The following is a 21,955-nucleotide window of genomic DNA, read 5'->3' on the forward strand; positions in this document are numbered from 1 at the left end:
CACCATCCCCGTCATCCCCGCGCCTTTGCGCGGGGATGACGGTTCAAAGAGGTGCGGATAAAGATAGATCCGCGACCGTTCAGAACGAGAGGCCCGCAAATGCCAAAAGGCTGCACCCATATCGCCGGCATCCAGGACGTCACGCCGAGTGCGCGCGGCTGCGAGGAGTGCCTGAAGAGCGGCAGCCGCTGGCTGCATCTGCGGATCTGCCGGACCTGCGGCCATGTCGGCTGCTGCGACGACTCGCCGAACCGGCATGCAACGGCGCATTTCCACGCCACCGGCCATCCGGTGATCGAGGGCTACGATCCGCCGGAAGGCTGGGGCTGGTGCTATGTCGACGAGGTGCTGTTCGACCTGTCGAAGCGCAAGACGCCGCAGGATGGGCCGATCCCGCGCTTCTATTGATTCAAGTTCTCACAGGATGCCGCGGCGCGCGACGCCGACACCAAGGTTTTGCAACGGTCGGCGTCAGCGATTTTCTTGAGTGTCGGGCGTCCTGCCATCGAACGATGTAGCAATTTTCAAAGACGCATCGTAACGTCGTGCGGGTCTCAACGGGGGAGTGTGCTACATGACGACGTTGGTGCTTGTGCACGTCATTATCAGCCTGATCGCGATCGTCGCCGGTGTGATCGTGATGTTCGGCCTGCTCGGCTCGCGCCCGATGCCCGGACTGACCGCGATCTTCCTCATCTTCACGATCCTGACCAGCGCCACCGGCTTCGTGATCCCGCCACTGATTACCGAAAAGGTGCTGCCGTCCCAGATCATCGGCGGCCTCTCGCTGGTGCTGCTGGCGATCGCCTGCATCGCGCTCTATGCGATGCAGCTGAAGGGCGCATGGCGCCCGATCTATGTCGTGACCGCGATGGTCTCGCTTTATCTCAACGTCTTCGTGTTGGTCATCCAGAGCTTCCTCAAGATCCCCGCGTTGCAGGCGCTGGCGCCGGCGGTGCCGCCGAACCCGCCGTCCGGGCCGGTGTTCGGGGCGGTGCAGGGCATCGTGCTGGTGTTCTTCGCCGTGATGATCATCGGCGCCTGGCGCCGCTTCAGGCCGGTCAATTTCGCCTGATCCGGGGCGGGTGACATCAATTCGGAGCGACGCACGGCGTAGAAGGCGAAGGGCGGTGGCATGTCGGCGACACGCCGTCGCTCGGGGTCCGCTCATGTTTGGCGTGCCGGACCAACACATCGGCAACAGGAGGAGCGTTCAATGCCCACCATCACCACCAAAGACGGCGTCGAGATCTTCTACAAGGATTGGGGTTCGGGTCAGCCGATCGTGTTCAGCCATGGCTGGCCGCTGTCCTCGGACGATTGGGACGCGCAGATGCTGTTCTTCCTCAACCATGGCTTCCGCGTCATCGCCCATGACCGCCGCGGCCACGGCCGTTCCGCCCAGGTCGCCGACGGCCACGACATGGACCATTACGCCGACGACCTTGCGGCCGTCACCGCGCATCTCGACCTCAGGAATGCCGTCCATGTCGGCCATTCCACCGGCGGCGGCGAAGTCGTGCACTACATCGCGCGCCACGGCGAGAGCCGGGTCGCGAAGGCCGCGATCCTGAGCGCGGTGCCGCCGCTGATGGTGCAGACGGCCGCCAATCCCGGCGGCCTGCCGAAATCGGTGTTCGACGGCTTGCAGGCGCAGCTTGCGGCCAACCGTTCGCAATTCTACCGCGATCTCCCGGCCGGCCCGTTCTATGGCTACAACCGGCCCGGCGCAAAACCGTCCGAAGCCGTGATCCAGAACTGGTGGCGGCAGGGCATGATGGGCGGCGCCAAGGCGCATTACGACGGCATCGTCGCGTTCTCGCAGACCGACTTCACCGAGGACCTGAAGAAGATCAACGTGCCGGTGCTGGTGATGCATGGCGACGACGACCAGATCGTGCCCTACGCCGATTCCGGCCCGCTCTCGGCCAAGCTTTTGAAGAACGGCACGCTTGAAGACCTACAAGGGCTTTCCGCATGGCATGCCGACGACGGAAGCGGAGACCATCAACGCGGATCTGCTGGCGTTCATCACGGGGTGAGGCCAGCGCAAACACCATCGCAGGTCGGTGCGACTAGGTGAGGGAGCCACCAGCGGTAGGGTTCCCTCCCCCCTTGCGGGGGAGGGTTAGGGAGAGGGGTGGCCACACGGGTGCTCTCTCGAAATGCGCCTCTGATCATGCAGCCGAGATTGCGGGACCAACTGCGCCGTCGCTCATCTCGCCCGGGGCCACCCCTCTCCCCAACCCTCCCCCGACGCAAGTCGGGCCTGCCCGACTTGCGCAAACTTGCGATGCGCAACCGCGGTATACCCCGGTTGCGTGGGGGAGGGAGCCTGACGAGCGTGCTCACCTGACGAAGAGTGCCAATGCGCGTACGTTCGGTCGGGGCATGCCACGCCGCTTCCAGCCCCTTTGCATGGGGTTATTTTCGATATTTTGCTCGTGCGCTTGCCGGTTCCCTCGAGCGGGATTTCCTTGCGGCCACTGGTACCTCCGAGGCCGCGAGGCGTTATAGTCACCGTCATGTCCCCACCCGCGCCGCTGAAACTGATCGCCCTCGACGCCGATGACCTCGCGGTGATCTCCGCCCATCTGCAGGACGCCCGCGTCCAGCCTGCCGACATCGTCTGGCGCCAGGACGAGAAACGCCTCGTGGTCGGCCTGAACCGGCTCGATTGGGAGCAGACCCTGTCCGGCGGCACCTGCTCGCGCCGGCTGATCGCCGCACTCAGGTTCGACCGGGTGCTGGCATGCAAGTCGCGCAACATCGACCTGGAGACCCCGGAGGCGACCCTGGAACTGCTCGGGATCGAATTCCATGCCTCCGACCCGCCTGGCGGCAGCGCGCTGCTGATGTTCGGTCAGGGCGCGGCGCTGCGGCTCGATGTCGAATGCCTGGAGTGCGAATTGACCGATCTGGGGCCAGACGACCTCGGGGTGGGGCCTGGGTAACTCTCGGCCGTCGTCCCGGCTTTCGCCTGGACGACGGGAGCCAAGGGTTGACGGCCATTATCCGTCGCGCCATTGAGCAGGGACCCGAATTCCTCCTAAGAAAGCCGCCATGCCCGTTCGCCTGGACCGACAGAGCGCCGATTTTGAGCAGCGTTTCCGCGATTTCCTGGCGGCCAAGCGCGAGGTATCGGCCGACGTCGAGCGCGCCACCCGCGCCATCGTCGACGATGTGGCCGCCCGCGGCGATGCCGCGCTGCTCGAGGCGACCAGGAAGTTCGACCGGCTCGATATCACCGCCGCCGGTCTGCGCATCACGCCGGCCGAGATCGATGCCGCAGTCGCGGCCTGCGATCCCAAGACCGTCGAGGCGCTGAGCTTCGCGCGCGACCGGATCGAGACGTTCCATCGCCGCCAGCTGCCGAAGGACGAGCGCTTCACCGATGCCGCCGGCGTCGAGCTCGGCTGGCGCTGGAGCGCGGTCGATGCGGTCGGGCTCTATGTGCCCGGCGGCACCGCGGCCTATCCGTCCTCGGTGCTGATGAATGCGGTGCCGGCCAGGGTCGCCGGCGTGCCGCGGGTGGTGATGGTGGTGCCGGCGCCGGACGGCAAGCTCAACCCGCTGGTGCTGGCGGCCGCCCATCTCGGCGGCGTTTCGGAGATTTACCGCGTCGGCGGCGCCCAGGCGGTGGCCGCCCTGGCCTATGGCACCGCGTCGATCGCGCCGGTGGCCAAGATCGTCGGCCCCGGCAACGCCTATGTCGCCGCCGCCAAGCGGCTGGTGTTCGGCAAGGTCGGCATCGACATGATCGCCGGCCCTTCCGAGGTGCTGGTCATCGCCGACGATACCGGCAATGCCGACTGGATCGCGGCCGATCTGTTGGCGCAGGCCGAGCACGACGTCAGCGCACAGTCGATCCTGGTCACCGACAGTGCGCGGCTCGCCGCCGATGTCGAGCGCGCGGTCGAGGCGCAGCTGGCGACGCTGCCGCGTGCGGCGATTGCGCGCGCCTCGTGGGAGGATTTCGGCGCCGTGATCAAGGTGGCGAAGCTCGACGACGCGGTCGAGCTTGCGAACGCGATCGCGGCGGAGCATCTGGAGATCATGACCGCGGACGCCGAGGGCCTGTCGAAAAAGGTCCGCAATGCCGGCGCGATCTTCCTCGGGGCCCATACCCCGGAGGCGATCGGCGACTATGTCGGCGGCTCCAACCATGTGCTGCCGACGGCGCGCTCGGCGCGGTTCTCCTCGGGCCTCGGGGTGCTTGACTTCATGAAGCGAACCTCGATCCTGCGGTGCGGGCCGGATCAGCTTCGTGCGCTCGGGCCTGCCGCGATGACGCTCGGCCAGGCCGAGGGTCTCGATGCCCATTCACGTTCCGTCGGATTGCGCCTCAACCTCTCATGACCAAGCCACCAGACGACGAGGATTCCAACAATCGCATCGTCGCGGTGACGCTCGACGAGGAATCGATCGGCCGTTCCGGGCCCGATATCGAGCATGAGCGGGCGATCGCGATCTACGACCTGGTCGAGCAGAATTTGTTCGCGCCCGAGGGCGTCGCCGGGCCGGGTCCGTATACCCTGCATATCGCGATCACCGGCAACCGGCTGATGTTCGATATCAGGAAGGAGGACGGCTCGCCTGTCGTGGCGCATCTGTTGTCGCTGACGCCGTTCCGCCGTGTCGTGAAGGACTACTTCATGATCTGCGACAGCTACTATCAGGCGATCCGGACCGCGACACCGGACAAGATCGAGGCGATCGACATGGGCCGCCGCGGCATCCATGACGAGGGCTCGCGCACGCTGCAGGAGCGGCTCAAGGGCAAGGTGCGCGTCGATTTCGAGACCGCCCGGCGGCTGTTCACGCTGATCACTGTGCTGCACTGGAAGGGTGAGGGCGCATGATCCCGCTTATCGTCACTTCGCCAGACGACGGGGGCGTACCCCGGTCGAAAAAAGCCTGATCGCATGGCAGCGCCAAGCGCGCGCACCCCGCAGGCCGTGCTGTTCGCATGCGGCCACAATGCCGTGCGTTCGCCGATGGCCGAAAGCCTGCTGCAGCAGATGTTTCCGCAAGGGCTCTATGTGCGTTCGGCCGGCGTCAAGAAGGGCGAGCTCGATCCGTTCGCGGTCTCCGTCATGGCCGAGTTCGGCCAGGACATTTCCGGCCACAAGCCGCAGACCTTCGAGGAGCTCGAGGACTGGGAGGGGTTGAACTTCGATCTCATCATCACGCTCTCGCCGGAGGCGCACCACAAGGCGCTGGACCTGACGCGCACGCTCGCCGCCGATGTCGAATACTGGCCGACGCACGACCCGACCGGGACCAGCGGCAATCGCGAGCAGAAGCTCGCCGCCTATCGCGAGGTCTGCGACGGCCTCTTGATGCGCATCCGCCGCCGCTTCGCCAAGGCTGCGGCGAACTTGTGATGCGAACACGCGGCGTGTTCCGATTCGCAGGACCGCCCCTTGTCGCCAGACTGACAAACAGCTGTGCTTATGGGGCCTTGTCTCCAAGCGGGAGTACGATTCGCGACCGGTTCCAAGGTTGTGCATCCATGCCCCATCCGATAGGTTCCGCCCGCGTCCGTCCCCCCGATTCAGCCCAAAAGCCCGCATGCTAGGCCGTCCCAAATTCGTTCTTGCTTCCGGTTCGCCGCGGCGGCTGGCCCTGCTCAACCAGGCCGGCATCGAGCCCGACGCGCTGCGCCCGGCCGATGTCGACGAGACCCCGCGGCGGGGCGAGTTGCCGCGCGCCTGCGCCAACCGCCTGGCGCGCGCGAAGGCGGACGCGGCGCTGAAGTCAGTTCAGCTCGACGACGATCTGCGCGGCTCCTTCATCATCGCCGCCGACACCGTGGTCGCGGTCGGCCGCCGCATCCTGCCCAAGGCCAATCTGGTCGACGAGGCCGCGCAGTGCCTGCGGCTGCTGTCGGGCCGCAACCACCGCGTCTACACCGCGATCTGCGTGGTGACGCCGCGCGAGGCGTTCCGCCAGCGCCTGGTCGAGACGCGCGTGCGCTTCAAGCGGCTCAGCGAGGACGACATCCAGGCCTATATCGGCTCCGGCGAATGGCGCGGCAAAGCCGGCGGCTACGCCGTGCAGGGCATCGCCGGATCCTTCGTGGTCAAGATGGTCGGCTCCTACACCAACGTCGTCGGCCTGCCGCTCTACGAGACCGTGACCCTGCTCGGCGGCGAAGGCTTTCCGATCCGCCACGGCTGGCTCAACGCCGTCGCGGTGTGAGGCCGAGGAACCTCGTGCCCTCAGCGCCCTTGCATCTCGATTGATGTAAGCTACCTCCGAGCCATGACCGACCAGCCCCGAACGCCCCCGACCACGCGTGCCTGCCCGATCTGCGGCAAGCCGGTCGCGCAGGCCTTCCGCCCGTTCTGTTCGCCGCGCTGCCGCGATGTCGACCTGAACCGCTGGCTGACCGGCCGCTATGTCGTTCCCGGCCGCGAGGACGACGCGGAGGACCCGGAATAGCCAAGATTTCCCAATAAGTTGGGGAAATTGCACAGGGCGGGCCGCGCCCGGCGAAGCGTTTCGCGAAGCCGGGTGGACACAGCGCTCCGACCTCTCTATAAACCGCCCGCTCGCTCCGGCCTTTTCGGCCCAGCTTGTATGCCCAGGTAGCTCAGTTGGTAGAGCATGCGACTGAAAATCGCAGTGTCGGTGGTTCGATCCCGCCCCTGGGCACCATCCCCCTCTCTCTGACCGTAGTCCGCACGAACGGCACGCAAACGGTCGTCCCGGTGTAGCCCGAGGGCGAAGGCGGAGGTCGGTCGCCGCGTGTGGCCGGTGGCGGACATGTTTGTCGGCTGTTGACCGAGCCCTTGTCACCATCACGGTCTGCGCTCGCGATGATGGCGCTCGACTGGCGCGGCCGCTTCGCTTCATCGCCGCATGGTTGTATGCGGTGGCCGCGGTCGCGGTTTGGTGCTGCGATGCTGAAGCAGCAAGCGCTCGCTCGTCTCGTTTCGCAGGAAATGACAATCGCCTCGCGGCGCTCGTCGTTGCCGTGGTGTCGTGCAGAAGGTGCTGGCGCGATACTCAGCCGATCCCGGAAAGACCGGCTTCAGGTTCCGCGCCGCGACGTCGGTGCGCCACAATGATGGGAGACCTACGTGAAGGGGAGTGGCTCAAGACCTTTGCAGACGCTATGGGATAGGCGGAGTTCACCCGGGATAATGATGTCTGCATCTCATGCCGTTTCGGTGGCGTTTCTGGTTCTGCGGCCTTTTCTCCCTGGGCATGTTCTGGGCTTGTGCGGTATCGGCGCAAACCGCTCAACCGTCGAGCCAGGCTTGGTTCGACATTCCCGCGCAATCGCTCGCATCGGCACTAGACGCCTATAGCAAGACGACCGGCGTCGTCATCGCCTATAACGGCAATCTGGCGGTCGGCCGGGTCTCGAACCCGGTGCAGGGGCAGTTCAATCCGCAGCAGGCCATCCTGCTGCTTCTGCAGGGCAGCGGACTGGTCGCGGACTACACGGCACCCGATGCCATCGTCGTCGTTCCCGCGCCGAATGAAACTTTTGTGACGCGTTCGCCGGCGGCGATCGCGCAAGCGGCCTTGTCACAACAGAGCGCTATTGAACGGCGATATTCGGCGCTGCTACAGGAGCGGCTGAACAATGCCCTGTGCGCCCAGCGAGCGACAAGGCCTGGTGCGTACCGGGCCGCAATCAGCTTCTGGATCGGGCCGTCCGGCAGTGTGACGAGGGTGAAGCTTTTGGGGACGACCGGCGATCCGCAACGGGATGCAGCGATTGCGGAGGCGGCAAATCGCGTATCCGCGGGCGAAGCTCCCCCTGTGCAGATGACGCAACCCTTCACCATGGTGATCCTGCCCCGGGCGTCCGGCGGTACCGTCGACTGTCCGCCGGATGAAGGCGGCCGACGAGATGAGTGAGGGCGAGAGCCTCTCCAAGGCGTCGGATCATGACGAGGCCGCGGACAATGAGAGCGCGCGCACGTTGCGGGCCCTGTTGATCGAGCGCTATCAGGATTTGAAATCGCGCCTTGCGCGTCGACTGGGCTCGCTGGAATGGGCCGAAGACGCGCTGCAGGATACCTATCTGCGCCTGAACGGCCGGGAGATCGTCGGCGATGTCCGCAATCCGGCCGCCTACCTGCTTCGATCCGCCTTCCACGTCGCGCTCAATCAGCGGCGCGCCGACAACCGGCGCCTCAATGCGGAAGAGGTCGAGGCGCTGCTCAATCTGGCGGACGATGCACCCGACGCCGTGCGCGTGATCTCCGGCCGCTCCGATCTCGAAAGGCTCAAGCAGGTGATGGCGGAATTGCCACCGCGGCCGCGGGCCATCCTGCTGGCCGCCAGGCTGGAGGGGCTGTCCCGGCAGCAGATTGCCCGGCGCTTCGGCATTTCCGTGAGCCTGGTGGAGAAGGAATTGCGGAGGGCGCAGGAGCATTGCGTCGCCCGTTTCAAGAAAATCCGGCGCCCGGAGTAGAAAATTGTGCGGTTCGCGTCCTCTGGAGTGTCTATGTTACGGGAGGGCCGCCGGCTCGCCCGCAGAGCATTGCGACCACGGGCTTCAAGACGACCGGCAACATGCAACGTTGATGATTGAGAGCGACCAACATCACGACGAGCTTTCCGCGCTTGAGCGCGAAGCCCATGCCTGGATTCGTCGTCTGACGTCCGGAGAGGCGAGGGCGTCCGACGCGGCGGCCTTGCGGCGCTGGTGCGGCCAGAGCCCGGCGCATGCGGCGGCTTTTTCGGAGGCCAGCCGGTTCTGGAAGGCGTTCGGCCCCGCGGGCCAGAGCCTGCTCGCGGATTCGAGGACGACGGGCCGCCGCGCGCCCGCCGGCGGCAGGACGGCGATCACCAGCCGCCGTGCGATCATCGGAGGTGCGCTGGCGGCCACGGCAGCCGGGATCATGGTGGTGCACCCTCCGCTCGATCTGTGGCCGTCGCTGTTCGAACTGCGCGCTGATTATCGTACCGGCGTCGGCGAGCAGCGCGAGGTGGCCGTGGTGGACGGCGTCGCGGTCCAGATGAACACGCGCACCAGCATCTCGCTCGGATCGGGAGCTGCGTCCGGCACGGTCGAACTGATCGCCGGCGAGGCCTCTTTCAAGGTCGCGGATCGGCGAGCCGAGACATTCAGCGTGATCGCGGCGGGCGGAAGGACCACGTCGACGGGGGCGCAGTTCGACGTGCGCGTCGACGGGGCGAGCGTCTGTGTCACGTGCCTCGCGAACGAAGCGCATGTGGAGCATCTGGCGCAACAAGTCGTTCTCAAGTCCAGGCAGCGCGTCACCTATGGCGATGGCGGATTTGGCGATGTCGTCGCGATCGATCCGTCGATTGCCGCCGCCTGGCAACAGGGCCTGATCATCTGCAACATGACACCGTTGGCGGAGGTGATCGGGGAATTGAACAGATACCGCTCCGGCCGCATCGTGCTGCTGAATGCGGAGTTCGGGCGCAGCCCCGTCAACGGTCGTTTCAGGATCGATCGTCCGGACGAGGCCTTGCTGCAGATTGAGCGTGCGTTCGGCATTCGCGCCCGCAGCTTGCCCGGCGGGCTTGTCCTGCTTTCCTAGCGCTTTTGTCGCGCGCAACACGTGTTCCACGCGTTTCAGTTCCAGGGCGCGGCCTTGCTCGAACGCGCTCTGACGCTCGCGCGTGTGACACAAAACATTCATAAAAAACCTTTGAGGGCGTCGACGTCCGGAGGTGTCACGACAGTGAGCCCGCGGTCATCACAGTGATCGCGATTTGGCCTAGTCAGGATGCCTCATGTTCGTCGACCGTGTGATCTCCCGCCCATCGCGCGCCCGGAAAGCCGCCGACCGTTCCCGCCTCGCTCAGCGTCGGGTTGCGCCGCTGCCGCCGCGGCAGCGGATCGGATTGGTGTCCCGCTCGATGCTGCTGGCCGGAACCAGCACGCTGGCGCTGCTGCTGACCGGGCTCGAGGATGCGTCCGCGCGTCCGTTCGGCAATTTCGGAGCGATCAATTCGGCGCCGACGATCGCCAGCGACGGCGCCACCGCCGCGGCCCAGCAGGCAACCGAAGTCGCAAGGCAAAGCCAGGGCGCGCTGACCCGGGCGACCCAGGCCATCCAGGCGCTGCAGGCCGCGCAGGCGGCGGCCCGCGGCGCGGCTGCCGCCTCGCAGCGATCCACCACGCTGCCGCAGGTGGCGGTGCCGAACGGTCTTGCCGTGGGCGGGCTTCAGGTTGCGCCGGGCGCCGTGCCCGGCTCGGCCCTCTGGCAAGGCGCCGCGCTGCCGAGCCAGGCCGCGAGCGGCGGCCAGACCACGGTGACCGTCAACCAGACCGCGCCGCAGGCAATCCTCAACTGGCAGAGCTTCAATGTCGGCAGCCAGACCACGCTCAACTTCAACCAGCAGGCCGGCAACTGGACCGCGCTGAACCGCGTCGTCGGCAACACCGGGCCGAGCCAGATCCTCGGCCGCATCACCGCTCCCGGCCAGGTGCTGGTGATCAATCAGAACGGCATCATCTTCGGCGGCGCGAGCCAGATCAATGTCGGCTCGCTGATCGCCTCCAGCGCCAACATCACCGACGGCCAGTTCGGTAATGGCATCTATGCGAGCCAGAGCGGCAACGTCTATGTGCCGAACTTCACCGGCGCGGGCGGCAAGATCGTGGTCGAGAGCGGTGCGCTGATCACCACCAATGCGCCGTCCTCGGTGACGGCAGGCGGCGGCTTCGTGCTGCTGATGGGCACCGAAGTCAACAACGCCGGCGCCATCACCACGCCGAAGGGCCAGACCCAGTTCGCGGCCGGCGACGATTTCATCCTGCGCGCCGGTTACGGCACCAACGCCAACCAGAACTCGACCACACGCGGCAACGAGATCGCGCCACTGCTGCGCAGCGGCAGCAGCAGCGGCACGGTCACCAACACCGGCCTGGTGCTGGCCCAGCAGGGCGACATCACGCTGGCCGGCCATGCCGTCACCCAGGACGGCATCCTCGTCTCCACCACCTCGGTCAACCAGCGCGGCACCATTCATCTGCTCAACTCGGCGTCCGATACAAGCGGCAGTATTACGCTGACCAGTAACGGCATCAGCCTGATCCTGCCGGAGACCGATGCCGCGGCCGCGCTGGTCTCGGGCATCGATCCGACCGCGACCGCGTTCAATTCGCAGCGCGATGCGCTGATCGCCTCGGCCAAGCCCAATCTGCTGGCGGCCGGCCAGTTCGACAACCTCTCGACATTGGTGGATCGCCCCGATCAGTCGCGCATCGAGATCGTCACCGGCGGCACCATCGACTTCAGGAACGGCTCGCTGACCATGGCGCAGGGCGGCCAGGTGTCGGCTTCCGCCGGCAAGCGGGTGTTCGCCGAAACCGGCTCTGTCATCGACGTCTCCGGCACCACCGGCACCGTGCTGCCGGTGTCGGCCAATGCGATCAAGGTCAACGTCCAGGGCAACGAGCTGCGCGACAGCCCGCAGAACCGCGACAGCGGCACGCTGCTCAACAGCAACATGTGGATCGACGCCCGTGATCTCACTTTGGTGCCGGCCGGCACCGGCGGCTATGCGACCGACCGCTATTACACCGCGGGCGGGCTGCTCGAAGTCTCCGGCTATCTCAACAACACCGGCCACAAGATCGGCGAATGGACCGCGGTCGGCGGCACCATCACGCTGTCGGCGCCGGAAGTGGTGGCGCAGCAAGGCGCGCTCTTCAACATCTCCGGCGGCGCCGTGCAATATCAGAGCGGCTATGTGCGGCAGACGCTGCTGCTCGGCAGTGACGGCCGCATCTACAGTGCCGACAATGCGCCGTCCTATTTGACCTATGTCGCGGTGGCGAACGGCTTCATCGTCAATCACGCGCATTGGGGCGTCGTCGAGGTCTATCTCAGCCCGTTCGGCAAGGGCAGCAGCCGCTGGGAAAACGGCTACACAATGGGCCGCGATGCCGGCAGCCTCCTCCTTTCGACCCCGACCTCGGTGTTCGAGGGCACCATCCTCGCCAACGTGATCGACGGCGAGCAGCAGCTTGCCAAGCGGCCGGCCGGCATCACCGACGGCTACAAGCTGACGCAGACCACCGTGCCGCTCGCCGGCACGCTGGCGCTTGGGCAGTACGATCGCTATGGACTCTCCAACGCCTACAACACCGACGTGACGTTCGGTAACGTCGCGCCGGTCTCAGGCAATCTCGGTTTGACCTCCGCGCTGCCGTCCGACCGCACCAACACGGCCTGGTTCGATGCGCCGACGCTCAACAGCTTTGGCCTCGGCGGCTTCAACATCAACACCGGCAACAAGATCTCGATCAACGCGCCGCTGCAATTTGCGCCGGGCGCGCAGGTCAGGCTGACCGCTCCGACCGTCGATATCGCAGCCGACATCATCGCGCGCTCCGGCAGCGTCACGGTCAGCAACATCCTCAACACCGCAAACGGAACGGTTACGTTGACGAACGCGACCGGCGGCGCGACGCTGACGCTGGAGGGCGGCGCGACCATCGACACGCGCGGCCTGTGGGTCAATGCGCAGATCGATCCGATCAGCGTGTCGGGCCTCGGCCTGCTCGACGGCGGCAACGTCACCTTCGATTCGACCCAGAACGTCACGCTCGCGGCGGGCAGCGTGATCGATGTGTCCTCCGGCGGCGCCGTTCTCATCAACGGCAAGACGCAAGGCGGCAAGGGCGGCAACGTCACGATCATTGCGGGCCACACCCAGCAGAACGCCGGCACGCCGGGCGATGGAAATCTTGTTCTCGACGGCGCGATCCGCGCCTGGGGTGTCAGCGGCGGCGGCACGCTGACGATCTCGACGCCCGGCAACATCCTGATCGGCGAGAATGCCGAACTTGCCGGCGGTGTACTGCCCGCGGGCATGTCGGCGCCTCTGGCCGTGAAGCTGAAGCAGGCCATGACCATTCGCGCAGGCCAGCCCTTGCCGACGGCGCTGACGCTGAATTTCACCTCGCTGGTGTACGACACGCCGATACCGGTCGACGTCACGATCTCAGCGGTACCGACCGCGCCGACCGGTGCAGATTGGACCGTGCCGCAGGGCATGGATTCCCTCCAGAGCAGAGACAGCAATGGCGGGACAAGTTATTGGAGCGCAGGCAACGTGATCCCGGCCGGGACGCTCATCACCGGCTGGAGCGGCACTGGCCGTATTCCGGCGGGAACCGTCATTCCGTCCAACGTCTTCCCGAGTGGCCTTCCAATCACGCCCTATCAAGTCACTTACGCCGCAGGATCAATTCAATCCACGCCGATGACCTATCCGGTCGGGACCATTATTCCAGCCGGCGTGGTGCTGCCGCAGACGGTCCAGATCACGCCAGCACCGGCGCTCAATCCCGCGTTCTTCACCGCCGGCTTCTCCAACTACGACATCAATGGCGGGCTCGGCGTTGTGGTGGCCAGCAACACGGTGGTCGCGCCCGCGATGCCGGTCTATCGGTTCACGGCGAACAGCTATGCCGCAGCTACCGGCAGCGATCCGTCGTCGGCTCTGATGCTATGGACGCCGCCGTTGTTCACCGCGGACTCGGTCAAGGCCACGCTGACGCAGCGGGCCGGTGTCAGCGTAACCTTGCGTTCGCTGCTGAACGGAGCCGGCGGCGGCGCGATCGTGGTCGGCCATGGTGCGTCGATCACCGTCGATCCCGGACAGAGCATCAAGCTCGATGCCTACAATCAGATCACGATGAATGGCAGGCTCACCGCGCATGGCGGCGGCATCACGCTGATCAACGAGTCCGACAATGTACTGGAGCCGTCGCGCAACTTTGACACATCCGGCAACGGCCGTGCCTTATCGCTGTGGATCGGCGCGGACGCCGCGATCGACGTCTCGGGTGCGGCCTACACGGCCACCGATAACGGTGGACGGACCTACGGCACGGTCACCGACGGCGGCAGCATCAGCCTGAATGGTGGAACCGGCTTCGTGATCGTCCGGCCCGGTGCCGAACTCAATGCCGACGGCGCCAGCGTCACCGTCAACTCTGCGGCCGGGATGTCACCAAACACACCTGGCGGCGCGCAGACGCTTCCGAGCAATGGCGGCTCCATCGCACTCAGCTCATCGAGCGGGCTCTATCTCGACGGCAGCATCCATGCCGCGGGCGGCGGTTCGGGCGCGGCGGGCGGCAGCCTGTCGGTCTCCTTGCCCACCGCCGTTTTCCCGGCCGACGGCTCGGTCATACCGGCTACCGCGTTTGTGCCCAGCACGCTGATTGTGACTCAGGCGCGGCAATCGCTGCTGCCCGCCGACATCGCGCCGGGGACCGACGCTGCGAAGCTGACGTTCGGCCAAGCCACGGTCAGTGCCGACATGATCAAGGCGGGTGGCTTCGGCAGATTGTCGCTGAGCTCGGGCGACTACATGCAGTTTGCCGGCGACGTATCGCTCGCGCTTAGCCAAAGCATTACGCTCACGGCTGCCGCGTTCACATCGGCGCCGCCCGTGCCGGGCCTGCCCGTACCTGTCGGCTCGCCAAGCAAGCCGGATCCGTCCGCACCGGTCCCGACCGGCAACGTCTTGCTGTCCGCGCCCTATGTATTGCTGCGCGAACCGGTTGCGGTCGTCCCGGACAAGAGCACCAGCGGATTGATCGGCAATCCAGGTGCGGCCGGTGTTCCGACCAAAGCGAGCTTCGAGGTCGATGCCAACCAGATCGACGTTCAGGGGCTGATCCTGTTCTCCGCATCCGCGCCGAACAGCATGTATTCGCCCGGCTTTGCCGAGATCAGGCTGGTGAGCAAGGGCGATATCCGCTTCCTGGCCAGCGGCGCCGCGCAGAAGGCGACGACGCTGGCGACCGACTGGAATCTCGATCTCATTGCCGCTCAGCTCTATCCCGCCACGGGCGCCGTTGCGGTCGTCACCGCCGGGCAGAACAATTTCACGGCTGCACAGTCCGATCAGCCGCCGACGCTGACCATCGGCCGCAGCACCGACACGATTCCCGACGCACCGCTGTCGGTGTTTGGCAGCCTTGCGCTCGCCGCACCTGTTGTGGAGCAGGGCGGTATCGTCCGCGCGCCGTTCGGCAGCGTCGTGCTCGGCAACAACAATCCGTTCGACAACCGCATTCCGACACAACGGGTCGACGTGCTGCCGGGCAGCCTGACCTCGGTCTCGATGGCGGGCATGACCATCCCCTATGGCGGCACCGTCGACGGCGTGACCTACAGCTACAACGGGGCGAGCGTAAGCCGGATCGACGTGACGAACTTCGGCAATGTCGGCCATCAGTCCGGCGTCACGCTGGACGGTCAATCCATCAACGTCGAAAGTGGCGCAACGCTCGACATGTCGGGTGGTGGCGTCCTCAGCGGAGCCGCCTTCATTTCGGGGCGCGGCGGCTCGGTGAATGTGCTCAACACACCGTTGATCAATGCCAATCCGGCCACGCCTGTCAGCAAGCCTAGCGACAAGGTCTATGCCATCCTGCCTGGCTATGCGTCCGGTTATGCGCCCATCGCGCCCGAAAATGGCGCCGGGGATCCGGCCATCGGCCAGCAGATCACCGTTCCGGCCGGCGTGCCGGGCCTGCCGGCAGGCAGCTACACATTGCTTCCGTCGAACTATGCGTTGCTGCCTGGCGCCTATCGCGTTGAACTCGGCGCGGCCACGCGAACGCCGATCAACGGCGCCGTCGCGATCGGCAACGGCACATATGCGACCTCGGCGTACACCGGCACCAGCAATACCGCGATCAGGAGCGCACTTGCGTCGCAGGTGTTGATCACGCCGGGCGCGTCGGTGCGGATATATTCGCAGTACAACGAGCAGGGCTACAGCGACTTCATGATCGCCAATGCCACGCAGTTCGGCGGCGTGCGCCCGCTGCTGCCGGCCGATGGCAAGATGCTGATGCTGGCGTTCGAGCCGCCATCGACGACGCCACCGACATCGCCCGCATTGGCATTCAGCGGCACCGCGCTGTTGCAGGCCGGACCAGGCGGCTTCGGCGGACAAGTGGCCCTGTCAGGTGTAGATGAAATCTACGCCGGCTCGCCAACACCGGGTTTCGCCGGTGTATCCGTTCGCGCAGGCGATCTGGACGCGATCGGCGCTACGCGGATGATCATCAACGGCACCGATGGCATCGTTAACGGCACGATGCTCTTTTCCGGCGGAAGAGACCTCCAGGTTCGCGACGGCGTCACGCTGAGCGCCGGCGAGTTGTTCCTGGTCGGCGGCAATATCACGATCGGCAACAACGTCACGCTCAGCACCATCGGGCAGGGGCCCGCGCCGTTCGACTCCACGTCCCTTGGCGTGAGCTACACCACGGGCTCCGGCACCACAGTGCTGGCGCTGTCGAACGGCAATCTCAACTTCCTCGGCTCGAATGGCGGCGCCGGCACGATCACGATCGGCGCCGGTTCGCAGCTCTATTCCGAAGGGACGTTGGCCTTTGCCACCAACGGTGCCTCGAGCATCGATCCCACAGCGCATTTCGGATCGCGCAACATCACGCTCGCGGTCGGCAGCATCAATATCGGCGACGGCGGCACGATTGCCGCGGCCGGTGCCCCGGCAGGGTTCCTGTTCAACCAGGCGCTGTTCGATGTGCTGGTGCATGGCGACCCCAGCCATGCCGCGCCGGCGCTGGAAAAGATCACGTTGAGTGCCGCGAACTCCATCAACCTGTTCGGCGCGACCGGCCTCGACGCCACCGGCACCGGCATCGATCTGGTCCTGAACACGCCGGCGATCTACGGCTACGGCACCGCGAGTGACACCGCGACCATCGCAGGTGGCAAGATCACCTGGAACGGCATCGCCGGCGCGACGCCGCCGGCACCCGGGGCCAGCGGGCTCGGGACCGGCCTCGGCACGCTCAATCTGGTCGCGAACGAGATCGATTTCGGCATGGTCGCCTCGCTGACGTCGACGACGTCCAGCCGGGTCATCTACGGCTTCGGCAATGTCAACATGACCGGCGGCGCGCGGATCGTCTCGTCCGGCAACGGCTCGCTGTACGTCTACCAGGCGCCGAGCACGGCGGCCGGCGCCGTGTTCGGCCAGAGCGGCACCGGCGGCAACCTGACGCTGTCGACGCCGCTGCTGACCGGCGCGCAGAAGTCGATCATGAACTATACCGCCGGCGGTGCGCTTGCTGTCACCGTGCCCACAGGGCTCGCGCAGAGCGCTGCGACCTCCACGATATCAGGCGCCGAGATCGATCTGACCGGCAACAGCGTCGCGATCGCCAGCACCATTCTGCTGCCGAGCGGCAAGCTGGTCGTGAACGCGACCAACGACATCGCGATCGGCGGCAGCGGCCGCATCGATCTCTCCGGCCAGCCCTCGATGATCCAGAAGGCGACGGTCTACGGCTTCGGCGGTACCGCGATCTTCAACAGCAGCCAGGGCGGATTCACGCAGGCGGCCGGCTCGGTGATCGACGTCTCCGCCACTAACGCCAGCGCAGGGTCGATCAGCATCAGCGCCGGCAGCGGAGCGGTCTCGTTCGGCGGCCGCCTCGCGGGCAGCGCCACCGGCAACAACACCAGCGGCGACTTCAGCGTCACCGCCGCGAGCATGAGCAGCACCGATTTCGCCGCGCTCAACGCCCTCCTGACGCAAGGCGGCCTGTTCGATGCCCGCAGCTTCGACATCAAGAGCGGCGATCTGGTGATCGGCGACGGCGTCAAGGCGCACAGCGTGACGGTGTCGGTCGATGGCGGCGCCCTGACTGTCGCCGGCACGATCGATGCCAGCGGCGCGGCGCCCGGCACGATCCGCCTCTCGGCCGGCAACGGCTTGGCGCTTGCGTCGACTGCCGTACTCGATGCCCACGGCACGGTGCTGCAAACGGATAGCTACGGCCAGCCGATCGAAGCCAAGAACCGCGGTCATATCGAGTTGACCGCCGCCGGCGGCGTGCTCACGCTGTCGCCCGGCGCGACGATGGATCTCACCGCGCCGAACGGTGTCGCCTATGGCGACGTGGTGCTGAATGCCCAGCGCACCGGCGAGACCTCCGGCGATATCGCGATCAACGCCGCGGGTCCGCTCAACATCAAGGGCGCCTATAGCATCGCGCTCAACGCCTTCTGGACCTACGATCTGCCTGGCGGCAGCACCATCACCCAGGCCACGCTCGACGGGTACGACACCGCGAGCACGGCCTTCATCAGCGCGGCACTCGGCAATGCAGGATTGTCGGCGCGTGTTGCGGGGCTGTCGGCGTACGGCAGCGCCTATCATCTGCGGCCGGGCGTTCAGATCACCTCGAGCGGCGACCTGTCGACCTCGGGCGACATCGACCTCGCGACGTATCGCTACGGCGCCAATGCCGATCGCGATCCGAACTCGGCGACCTATGGCGCCGGCGAAGCGATGGCCCTCGTGATCCGGGCGGGTGGCAATCTGGCCATTCAGGGAAGCATATCGGACGGCTTCCGGCCGGCCACAGATGCTCCGGCGCTGTATTCCCCGGTGGCCGACGTCACCGCGAGTTCTGCTTTCAGACAGGTCGGCACCAACTATCTGCTGAGCATTGGTGGGACCGTGAAAACGGCCACCGCCTGGACTGTTCCAACGACGTGGGGATTGGTGCTGCCCTTCTATCCGAGGGACCCGAGCGGCCATCGCTATGCCCCGGGGCAGACAATTCCGGCCGGCACTACTCTCAGCTTCCTGTACATTCCGGCCACCAAGGCATCCTCCGTCGGCGGCGTATTCAGCTCGCCATCGGGTCCCGCCCTTCCAGCCGCACAGGGAACGTCGGCCTGGGCCGTCATGCTGCCGAGCGGCTCGCAATCGGCATCGCTGCGCTTGACGGCGGGCGCCGATCTCACTGCCGCCGACCAACGCGGCTTGCAAACGGTGGGTGCGCTGAGCGGCGCGGGCAATCTGACGCTCAACGATCCCACCTATGGCAACTTCGGCCAGGGCACCTTCTACAGTGTCGTTCGCACCGGCACCGGCAGCCTCGAGTTGCTCGCCGGCGGCAGCTTCAGCGAAGCGACCCCGTATGGCGTCTATACGGCCGGCACGCAGGCTGCCCCGGTTCTGGTCAACGGCAGCAATCCCTATGACCTGATCGGTGCGCTGCGAAGCAACATCACCCATGCCTGGTATCCGGAGCATGGCGGCGATCTGCTGCTCGTGGCGCAGCAGGATGTGACGGGTTACATCGAGACCGCCCCGGTACAAAACACCTTACGCAACACCAACACGGATCGGATCGCGAACTGGCTGCAAACCCAGGGCGGTGGCGGGCTGACGCCGGATCCGACCGCATGGTGGATCAATTTCGGCACCTTCGCCAAGACCGACGCGGCTGCAACCGGCGCCTCCCTCGTCGGCTTCCAGGGGATCGGTACGCTCGGTGGCGGCAATCTGACAGTGATCGCAGGCCGCAATGCCGGCGCATCCGGCGGCGGCGCCGCAACCACCTCGACCGGGCTCGATCTTGCGGTCGCGTCGAGCGGGCGGGTGCTGCCGGACGGGACGGTGCTGCAGACCGGCGGCGGCGATCTGACGCTGAACGTCGGAGGCATTCTCAATCCGATGAGCCCACTCACCGCGTCGGGATCCTACTGGCCGGATTATTTCGGGTCGGTCGCCGATCTGCGCGGAAACACCATTGTTCGCGCCGGGTCGGTCGGAGCTGTGCTTCCAAACGGGCGAGGTGGCGGGGCCTCGTCGGTCGATCCGCGCACGCTTGATCCATCCACCTTCAAGGATTCGATCAAGACGCTCGGCCCGACATTCACGCCGGGCGACGGCAGCGTCAGCATCACGACGCGCGGTGACCTCGTGATCAGCGGGGCGAGCGACCCCGGCATGGCCGCGCCGGTCGACGTGAATCGTGGCCTCTATACGCGGTTTCAGGTTAACGCGGACGGATCGTTGACGCCGGTGGTGAGTACCGGCGGGCTGACCAATTTCACGCTGTGGACGTCGGCCACTGCGATCAATCTCTACTCGGCGGGTGGCGATGTGGCACCAATGTCGGGAGACACCGGCGGCAAGCAGAACGCGAACGGCTTCTATCCGGGAACGCTGATCGTTGCAGCCGCCAACGGCGACATTCGCTTCAGCGGCGGATCGATCGAGATGATGCCGTCGCAATACGGCCAGCTGGAATTGCTGGCGGCAGGGTCGATCTACGGGCAGGGCCAGGTGTTGTCGATGTCGGGCGCCGACATCAGCGCGCTCGCGACGCCACGGCATCCGGTGTTCTCCACCAGCCGAGGGAACACCAACGCGTCGCCGGACGGGATTTACCGTACCAACAATTTCAACCCGCTCGCCTTCGGCGAAGACACGCCGGTCTCCAATCTGCACCAGGGTGATAGCCAGCCCGCGTTGGTCTATGCCGGCGTCGACATCGACGATCTCAGCCTTGGGGCGGCGCTGCCCATGGTCCGCAGCTCCGGCGCCGGCTTCTTTCCCCAGCACGGCACCTGGTATCTCGCGGCCAAGCCGTTCGAGGTGATTGCCGGCCGCGATATCGTCGGTCTTGGCGCGACGCCGGATGTGTTCTTCAACACCGGCCCCACCAGCGTTTCGCTGATGCAGGCCGGTCGCGACATCATCTACCAGTCGGTGGATGTGGTTGGTCCGGGCGTGTTTCAGATCCAGGCCGGCCGCAACCTGTACCAGGGCTATTATGGTACGCTGACCAGCGTCGGGGATGTCTTGAACCCTGCCAACAATGCGGGCGGCGCCGATATCGCGGTGCTGACCGGTGTCGGCGCGAACGGCCCGGATTATTCCGATTTCGCCAAACGCTATTTCGACCCGGCCAATCAGCTGGCAGGCAACGGCACGCCGCTCGCCGGCAGCGGCAAGGTGGTGCACGCCTATGGCGCCGAGCTGTTGGCATGGTTGCAGAAGCGCTACGGCTACACCGGAAGCGCGGCCGACGCGCTCGCCTATTTCCTGGCGCTGCCGAGCGAGCAACAGGGCGTATTCGTCCGCCAGGTCTTCTATGAGGAACTGACCCTCGGCGGCCGTGAGTACAACGATGCGACCGGACCGCGCTACAAGAGCTATCTGCGCGGCCGCGAGGCGATCGCGACGCTGTTCCCCGACCAGGACGCCCAGGGCAACGCGATCAACTATTCGGGTGGGCTGACGATGTTCAGCGGCTTTGCCAAGGACTACCTGGGCAATATCTATCTCGCCGATGCCGGCATCCGCACCCAGTACGGCGGCGCCATCCAGGTGCTGAATCCGGGCGGGCGGACCATCCTCGGCGTGGAAAGCGTCACCCCGGGCGCGGGCTCCGGCCTGATCACGCAGGGACGCAACAGCCCGATCGACATCTATTCGCTCGGCAGCATCCTGCTCGGCCAGAGCCGCATCATGACGACCTTCGGCGGCAACATTCTCGCCTGGTCCGCCACCGGCGATATCAACGCCGGCCGCGGCTCGAAGACCACGACGATCTTCACCCCGCCGCTGCTCAGCTACGACAGCTACGGCAACGCCACGCTCGCGCCCGCCGTACCGTCGAGCGGCGCCGGCATCGCCGCGCTCGCGACCATCCCGGGCACCCCGCCGAGCGATGTCGACCTGATCGCGCCGCTCGGCACCATCGATGCGGGCGAGGCCGGCATCCGTGTCTCGGGCAACGTCAATCTCGCCGCGCTGCAGGTGGTCAACGCCGCCAACATCCAGGTGCAGGGCACCTCGACCGGCGTTCCGACGGTGCAGGGGCCGCCGGTGGCCGCGCTGACAGCGGCGTCGAACACCGCCGCCGCGAGCCAGCAGGCCGCCGCGCCGCCGCCAAAGGGCAATGACCAGCCCTCGATCATCATCGTCGAGGTCATGGGTTACGGCGGCGGCGACGGCGCTGCGCCGGATCCCGCGCGGGACGAGCAGAAGCGGCGGCCGCAAGACCAGCACAGTTACAACCAGAACAGTGTTCTGCAGCTTGTCGGCAATGGTGCGCTTTCGGAGACGCAGAGGCAGGCGCTCACCGCGGAGGAACGAGCGAGTCTCGAGACGCACTGAAGAATAGTTTGGGGGCGCTGAA

General features: G+C 66.2%; 12 protein-coding genes, 1 tRNA gene and 1 pseudogene. All 14 read left to right on the forward strand.

Going from position 1 to position 21,955, the window contains the following annotated elements; genetic code table 11:
- Positions 1 to 99 precede the first annotated feature (99 nt).
- The 14 genes and pseudogenes from ACTUWL_RS19910 to ACTUWL_RS19975 all read left to right on the forward strand — a co-directional run bounded on the left by ACTUWL_RS19910 (position 100) and on the right by ACTUWL_RS19975 (position 21,933).
- On the forward strand, positions 100 to 408 hold the full coding sequence (locus tag ACTUWL_RS19910) for a UBP-type zinc finger domain-containing protein (RefSeq protein ID WP_021076523.1): 309 nt from the start codon (positions 100 to 102) through the stop codon (positions 406 to 408).
- 166 nt (positions 409 to 574) lie between these two features.
- Positions 575 to 1,075: a hypothetical protein gene (locus ACTUWL_RS19915; RefSeq protein ID WP_021076522.1), complete on the forward strand. Its 501-nt coding sequence runs from the start codon at positions 575 to 577 to the stop codon at positions 1,073 to 1,075.
- 141 nt (positions 1,076 to 1,216) lie between these two features.
- Positions 1,217 to 2,042, forward strand: a pseudogene (locus ACTUWL_RS19920) (alpha/beta fold hydrolase).
- Positions 2,043 to 2,525: 483 nt separating this feature from the next.
- Entirely contained in the window at positions 2,526 to 2,954 is a 429-nt protein-coding gene (locus ACTUWL_RS19925; protein ID WP_021076520.1) for a DUF2948 family protein, read from the forward strand.
- Between the two features lie 109 nt (positions 2,955 to 3,063).
- A complete protein-coding gene (gene hisD / locus ACTUWL_RS19930) occupies positions 3,064 to 4,359 on the forward strand; it encodes a histidinol dehydrogenase (protein ID WP_021076519.1) in 1,296 nt (431 codons plus the stop codon).
- Positions 4,356 to 4,862 (forward strand): UPF0262 family protein, encoded by a 507-nt coding sequence (locus ACTUWL_RS19935; RefSeq protein WP_021076518.1) that lies wholly within the window; start codon positions 4,356 to 4,358, stop codon positions 4,860 to 4,862. Before hisD ends, ACTUWL_RS19935 begins: the two co-directional genes overlap by 4 nt.
- A 63-nt stretch (positions 4,863 to 4,925) precedes the next feature.
- Positions 4,926 to 5,387, forward strand: coding sequence for an arsenate-mycothiol transferase ArsC (locus tag ACTUWL_RS19940; RefSeq protein WP_021076517.1), 462 nt, complete (start codon positions 4,926 to 4,928; stop codon positions 5,385 to 5,387).
- A 187-nt stretch (positions 5,388 to 5,574) separates the two neighbouring features.
- Positions 5,575 to 6,204, forward strand: a complete 630-nt coding sequence (locus tag ACTUWL_RS19945; protein WP_021076516.1) for a Maf-like protein — start codon at positions 5,575 to 5,577, stop codon at positions 6,202 to 6,204.
- 63 nt (positions 6,205 to 6,267) lie between these two features.
- Positions 6,268 to 6,447: a DNA gyrase inhibitor YacG gene (yacG, locus tag ACTUWL_RS19950; RefSeq protein ID WP_021076515.1), complete on the forward strand. Its 180-nt coding sequence runs from the start codon at positions 6,268 to 6,270 to the stop codon at positions 6,445 to 6,447.
- Positions 6,448 to 6,587: 140 nt separating this feature from the next.
- A tRNA-Phe gene (locus ACTUWL_RS19955) sits at positions 6,588 to 6,663 on the forward strand.
- 504 nt (positions 6,664 to 7,167) lie between these two features.
- Entirely contained in the window at positions 7,168 to 7,878 is a 711-nt protein-coding gene (locus ACTUWL_RS19960; protein WP_021076514.1) for a secretin and TonB N-terminal domain-containing protein, read from the forward strand.
- Positions 7,853 to 8,437 carry an RNA polymerase sigma factor gene (locus ACTUWL_RS19965; RefSeq protein ID WP_199196575.1) on the forward strand — a complete coding sequence of 195 codons (585 nt, stop codon included), beginning with the start codon at positions 7,853 to 7,855 and terminating at the stop codon, positions 8,435 to 8,437. Before ACTUWL_RS19960 ends, ACTUWL_RS19965 begins: the two co-directional genes overlap by 26 nt.
- Positions 8,438 to 8,549: 112 nt before the next feature.
- Positions 8,550 to 9,536, forward strand: a complete 987-nt coding sequence (locus tag ACTUWL_RS19970) for a FecR family protein (protein WP_021076512.1) — start codon at positions 8,550 to 8,552, stop codon at positions 9,534 to 9,536.
- A gap of 196 nt (positions 9,537 to 9,732) precedes the next feature.
- Positions 9,733 to 21,933: a filamentous haemagglutinin family protein gene (locus ACTUWL_RS19975; protein ID WP_168471109.1), complete on the forward strand. Its 12,201-nt coding sequence runs from the start codon at positions 9,733 to 9,735 to the stop codon at positions 21,931 to 21,933.
- Positions 21,934 to 21,955: the final 22 nt, after the last annotated feature.

This window comes from Bradyrhizobium sp. WCU1 (assembly GCF_053474805.1).

Excerpts from the sequence above, each read along its gene's own strand:
- ACTUWL_RS19945 (WP_021076516.1), top strand. The coding sequence starts at position 5,575 with ATGCTAGGCCGTCCCAAATTCGTTCTTGCTTCCGGTTCGCCGCGGCGG.
- ACTUWL_RS19910 (WP_021076523.1), top strand. The coding sequence starts at position 100 with ATGCCAAAAGGCTGCACCCATATCGCCGGCATCCAGGACGTCACGCCG.
- yacG (WP_021076515.1), top strand. The coding sequence starts at position 6,268 with ATGACCGACCAGCCCCGAACGCCCCCGACCACGCGTGCCTGCCCGATC.
- ACTUWL_RS19935 (WP_021076518.1), top strand. The coding sequence starts at position 4,356 with ATGACCAAGCCACCAGACGACGAGGATTCCAACAATCGCATCGTCGCG.
- ACTUWL_RS19940 (WP_021076517.1), top strand. The coding sequence starts at position 4,926 with ATGGCAGCGCCAAGCGCGCGCACCCCGCAGGCCGTGCTGTTCGCATGC.
- ACTUWL_RS19970 (WP_021076512.1), top strand. The coding sequence starts at position 8,550 with ATGATTGAGAGCGACCAACATCACGACGAGCTTTCCGCGCTTGAGCGC.
- ACTUWL_RS19925 (WP_021076520.1), top strand. The coding sequence starts at position 2,526 with ATGTCCCCACCCGCGCCGCTGAAACTGATCGCCCTCGACGCCGATGAC.
- hisD (WP_021076519.1), top strand. The coding sequence starts at position 3,064 with ATGCCCGTTCGCCTGGACCGACAGAGCGCCGATTTTGAGCAGCGTTTC.
- ACTUWL_RS19915 (WP_021076522.1), top strand. The coding sequence starts at position 575 with ATGACGACGTTGGTGCTTGTGCACGTCATTATCAGCCTGATCGCGATC.
- ACTUWL_RS19960 (WP_021076514.1), top strand. The coding sequence starts at position 7,168 with ATGCCGTTTCGGTGGCGTTTCTGGTTCTGCGGCCTTTTCTCCCTGGGC.
- ACTUWL_RS19975 (WP_168471109.1), top strand. The coding sequence starts at position 9,733 with ATGTTCGTCGACCGTGTGATCTCCCGCCCATCGCGCGCCCGGAAAGCC.
- ACTUWL_RS19965 (WP_199196575.1), top strand. The coding sequence starts at position 7,853 with ATGAAGGCGGCCGACGAGATGAGTGAGGGCGAGAGCCTCTCCAAGGCG.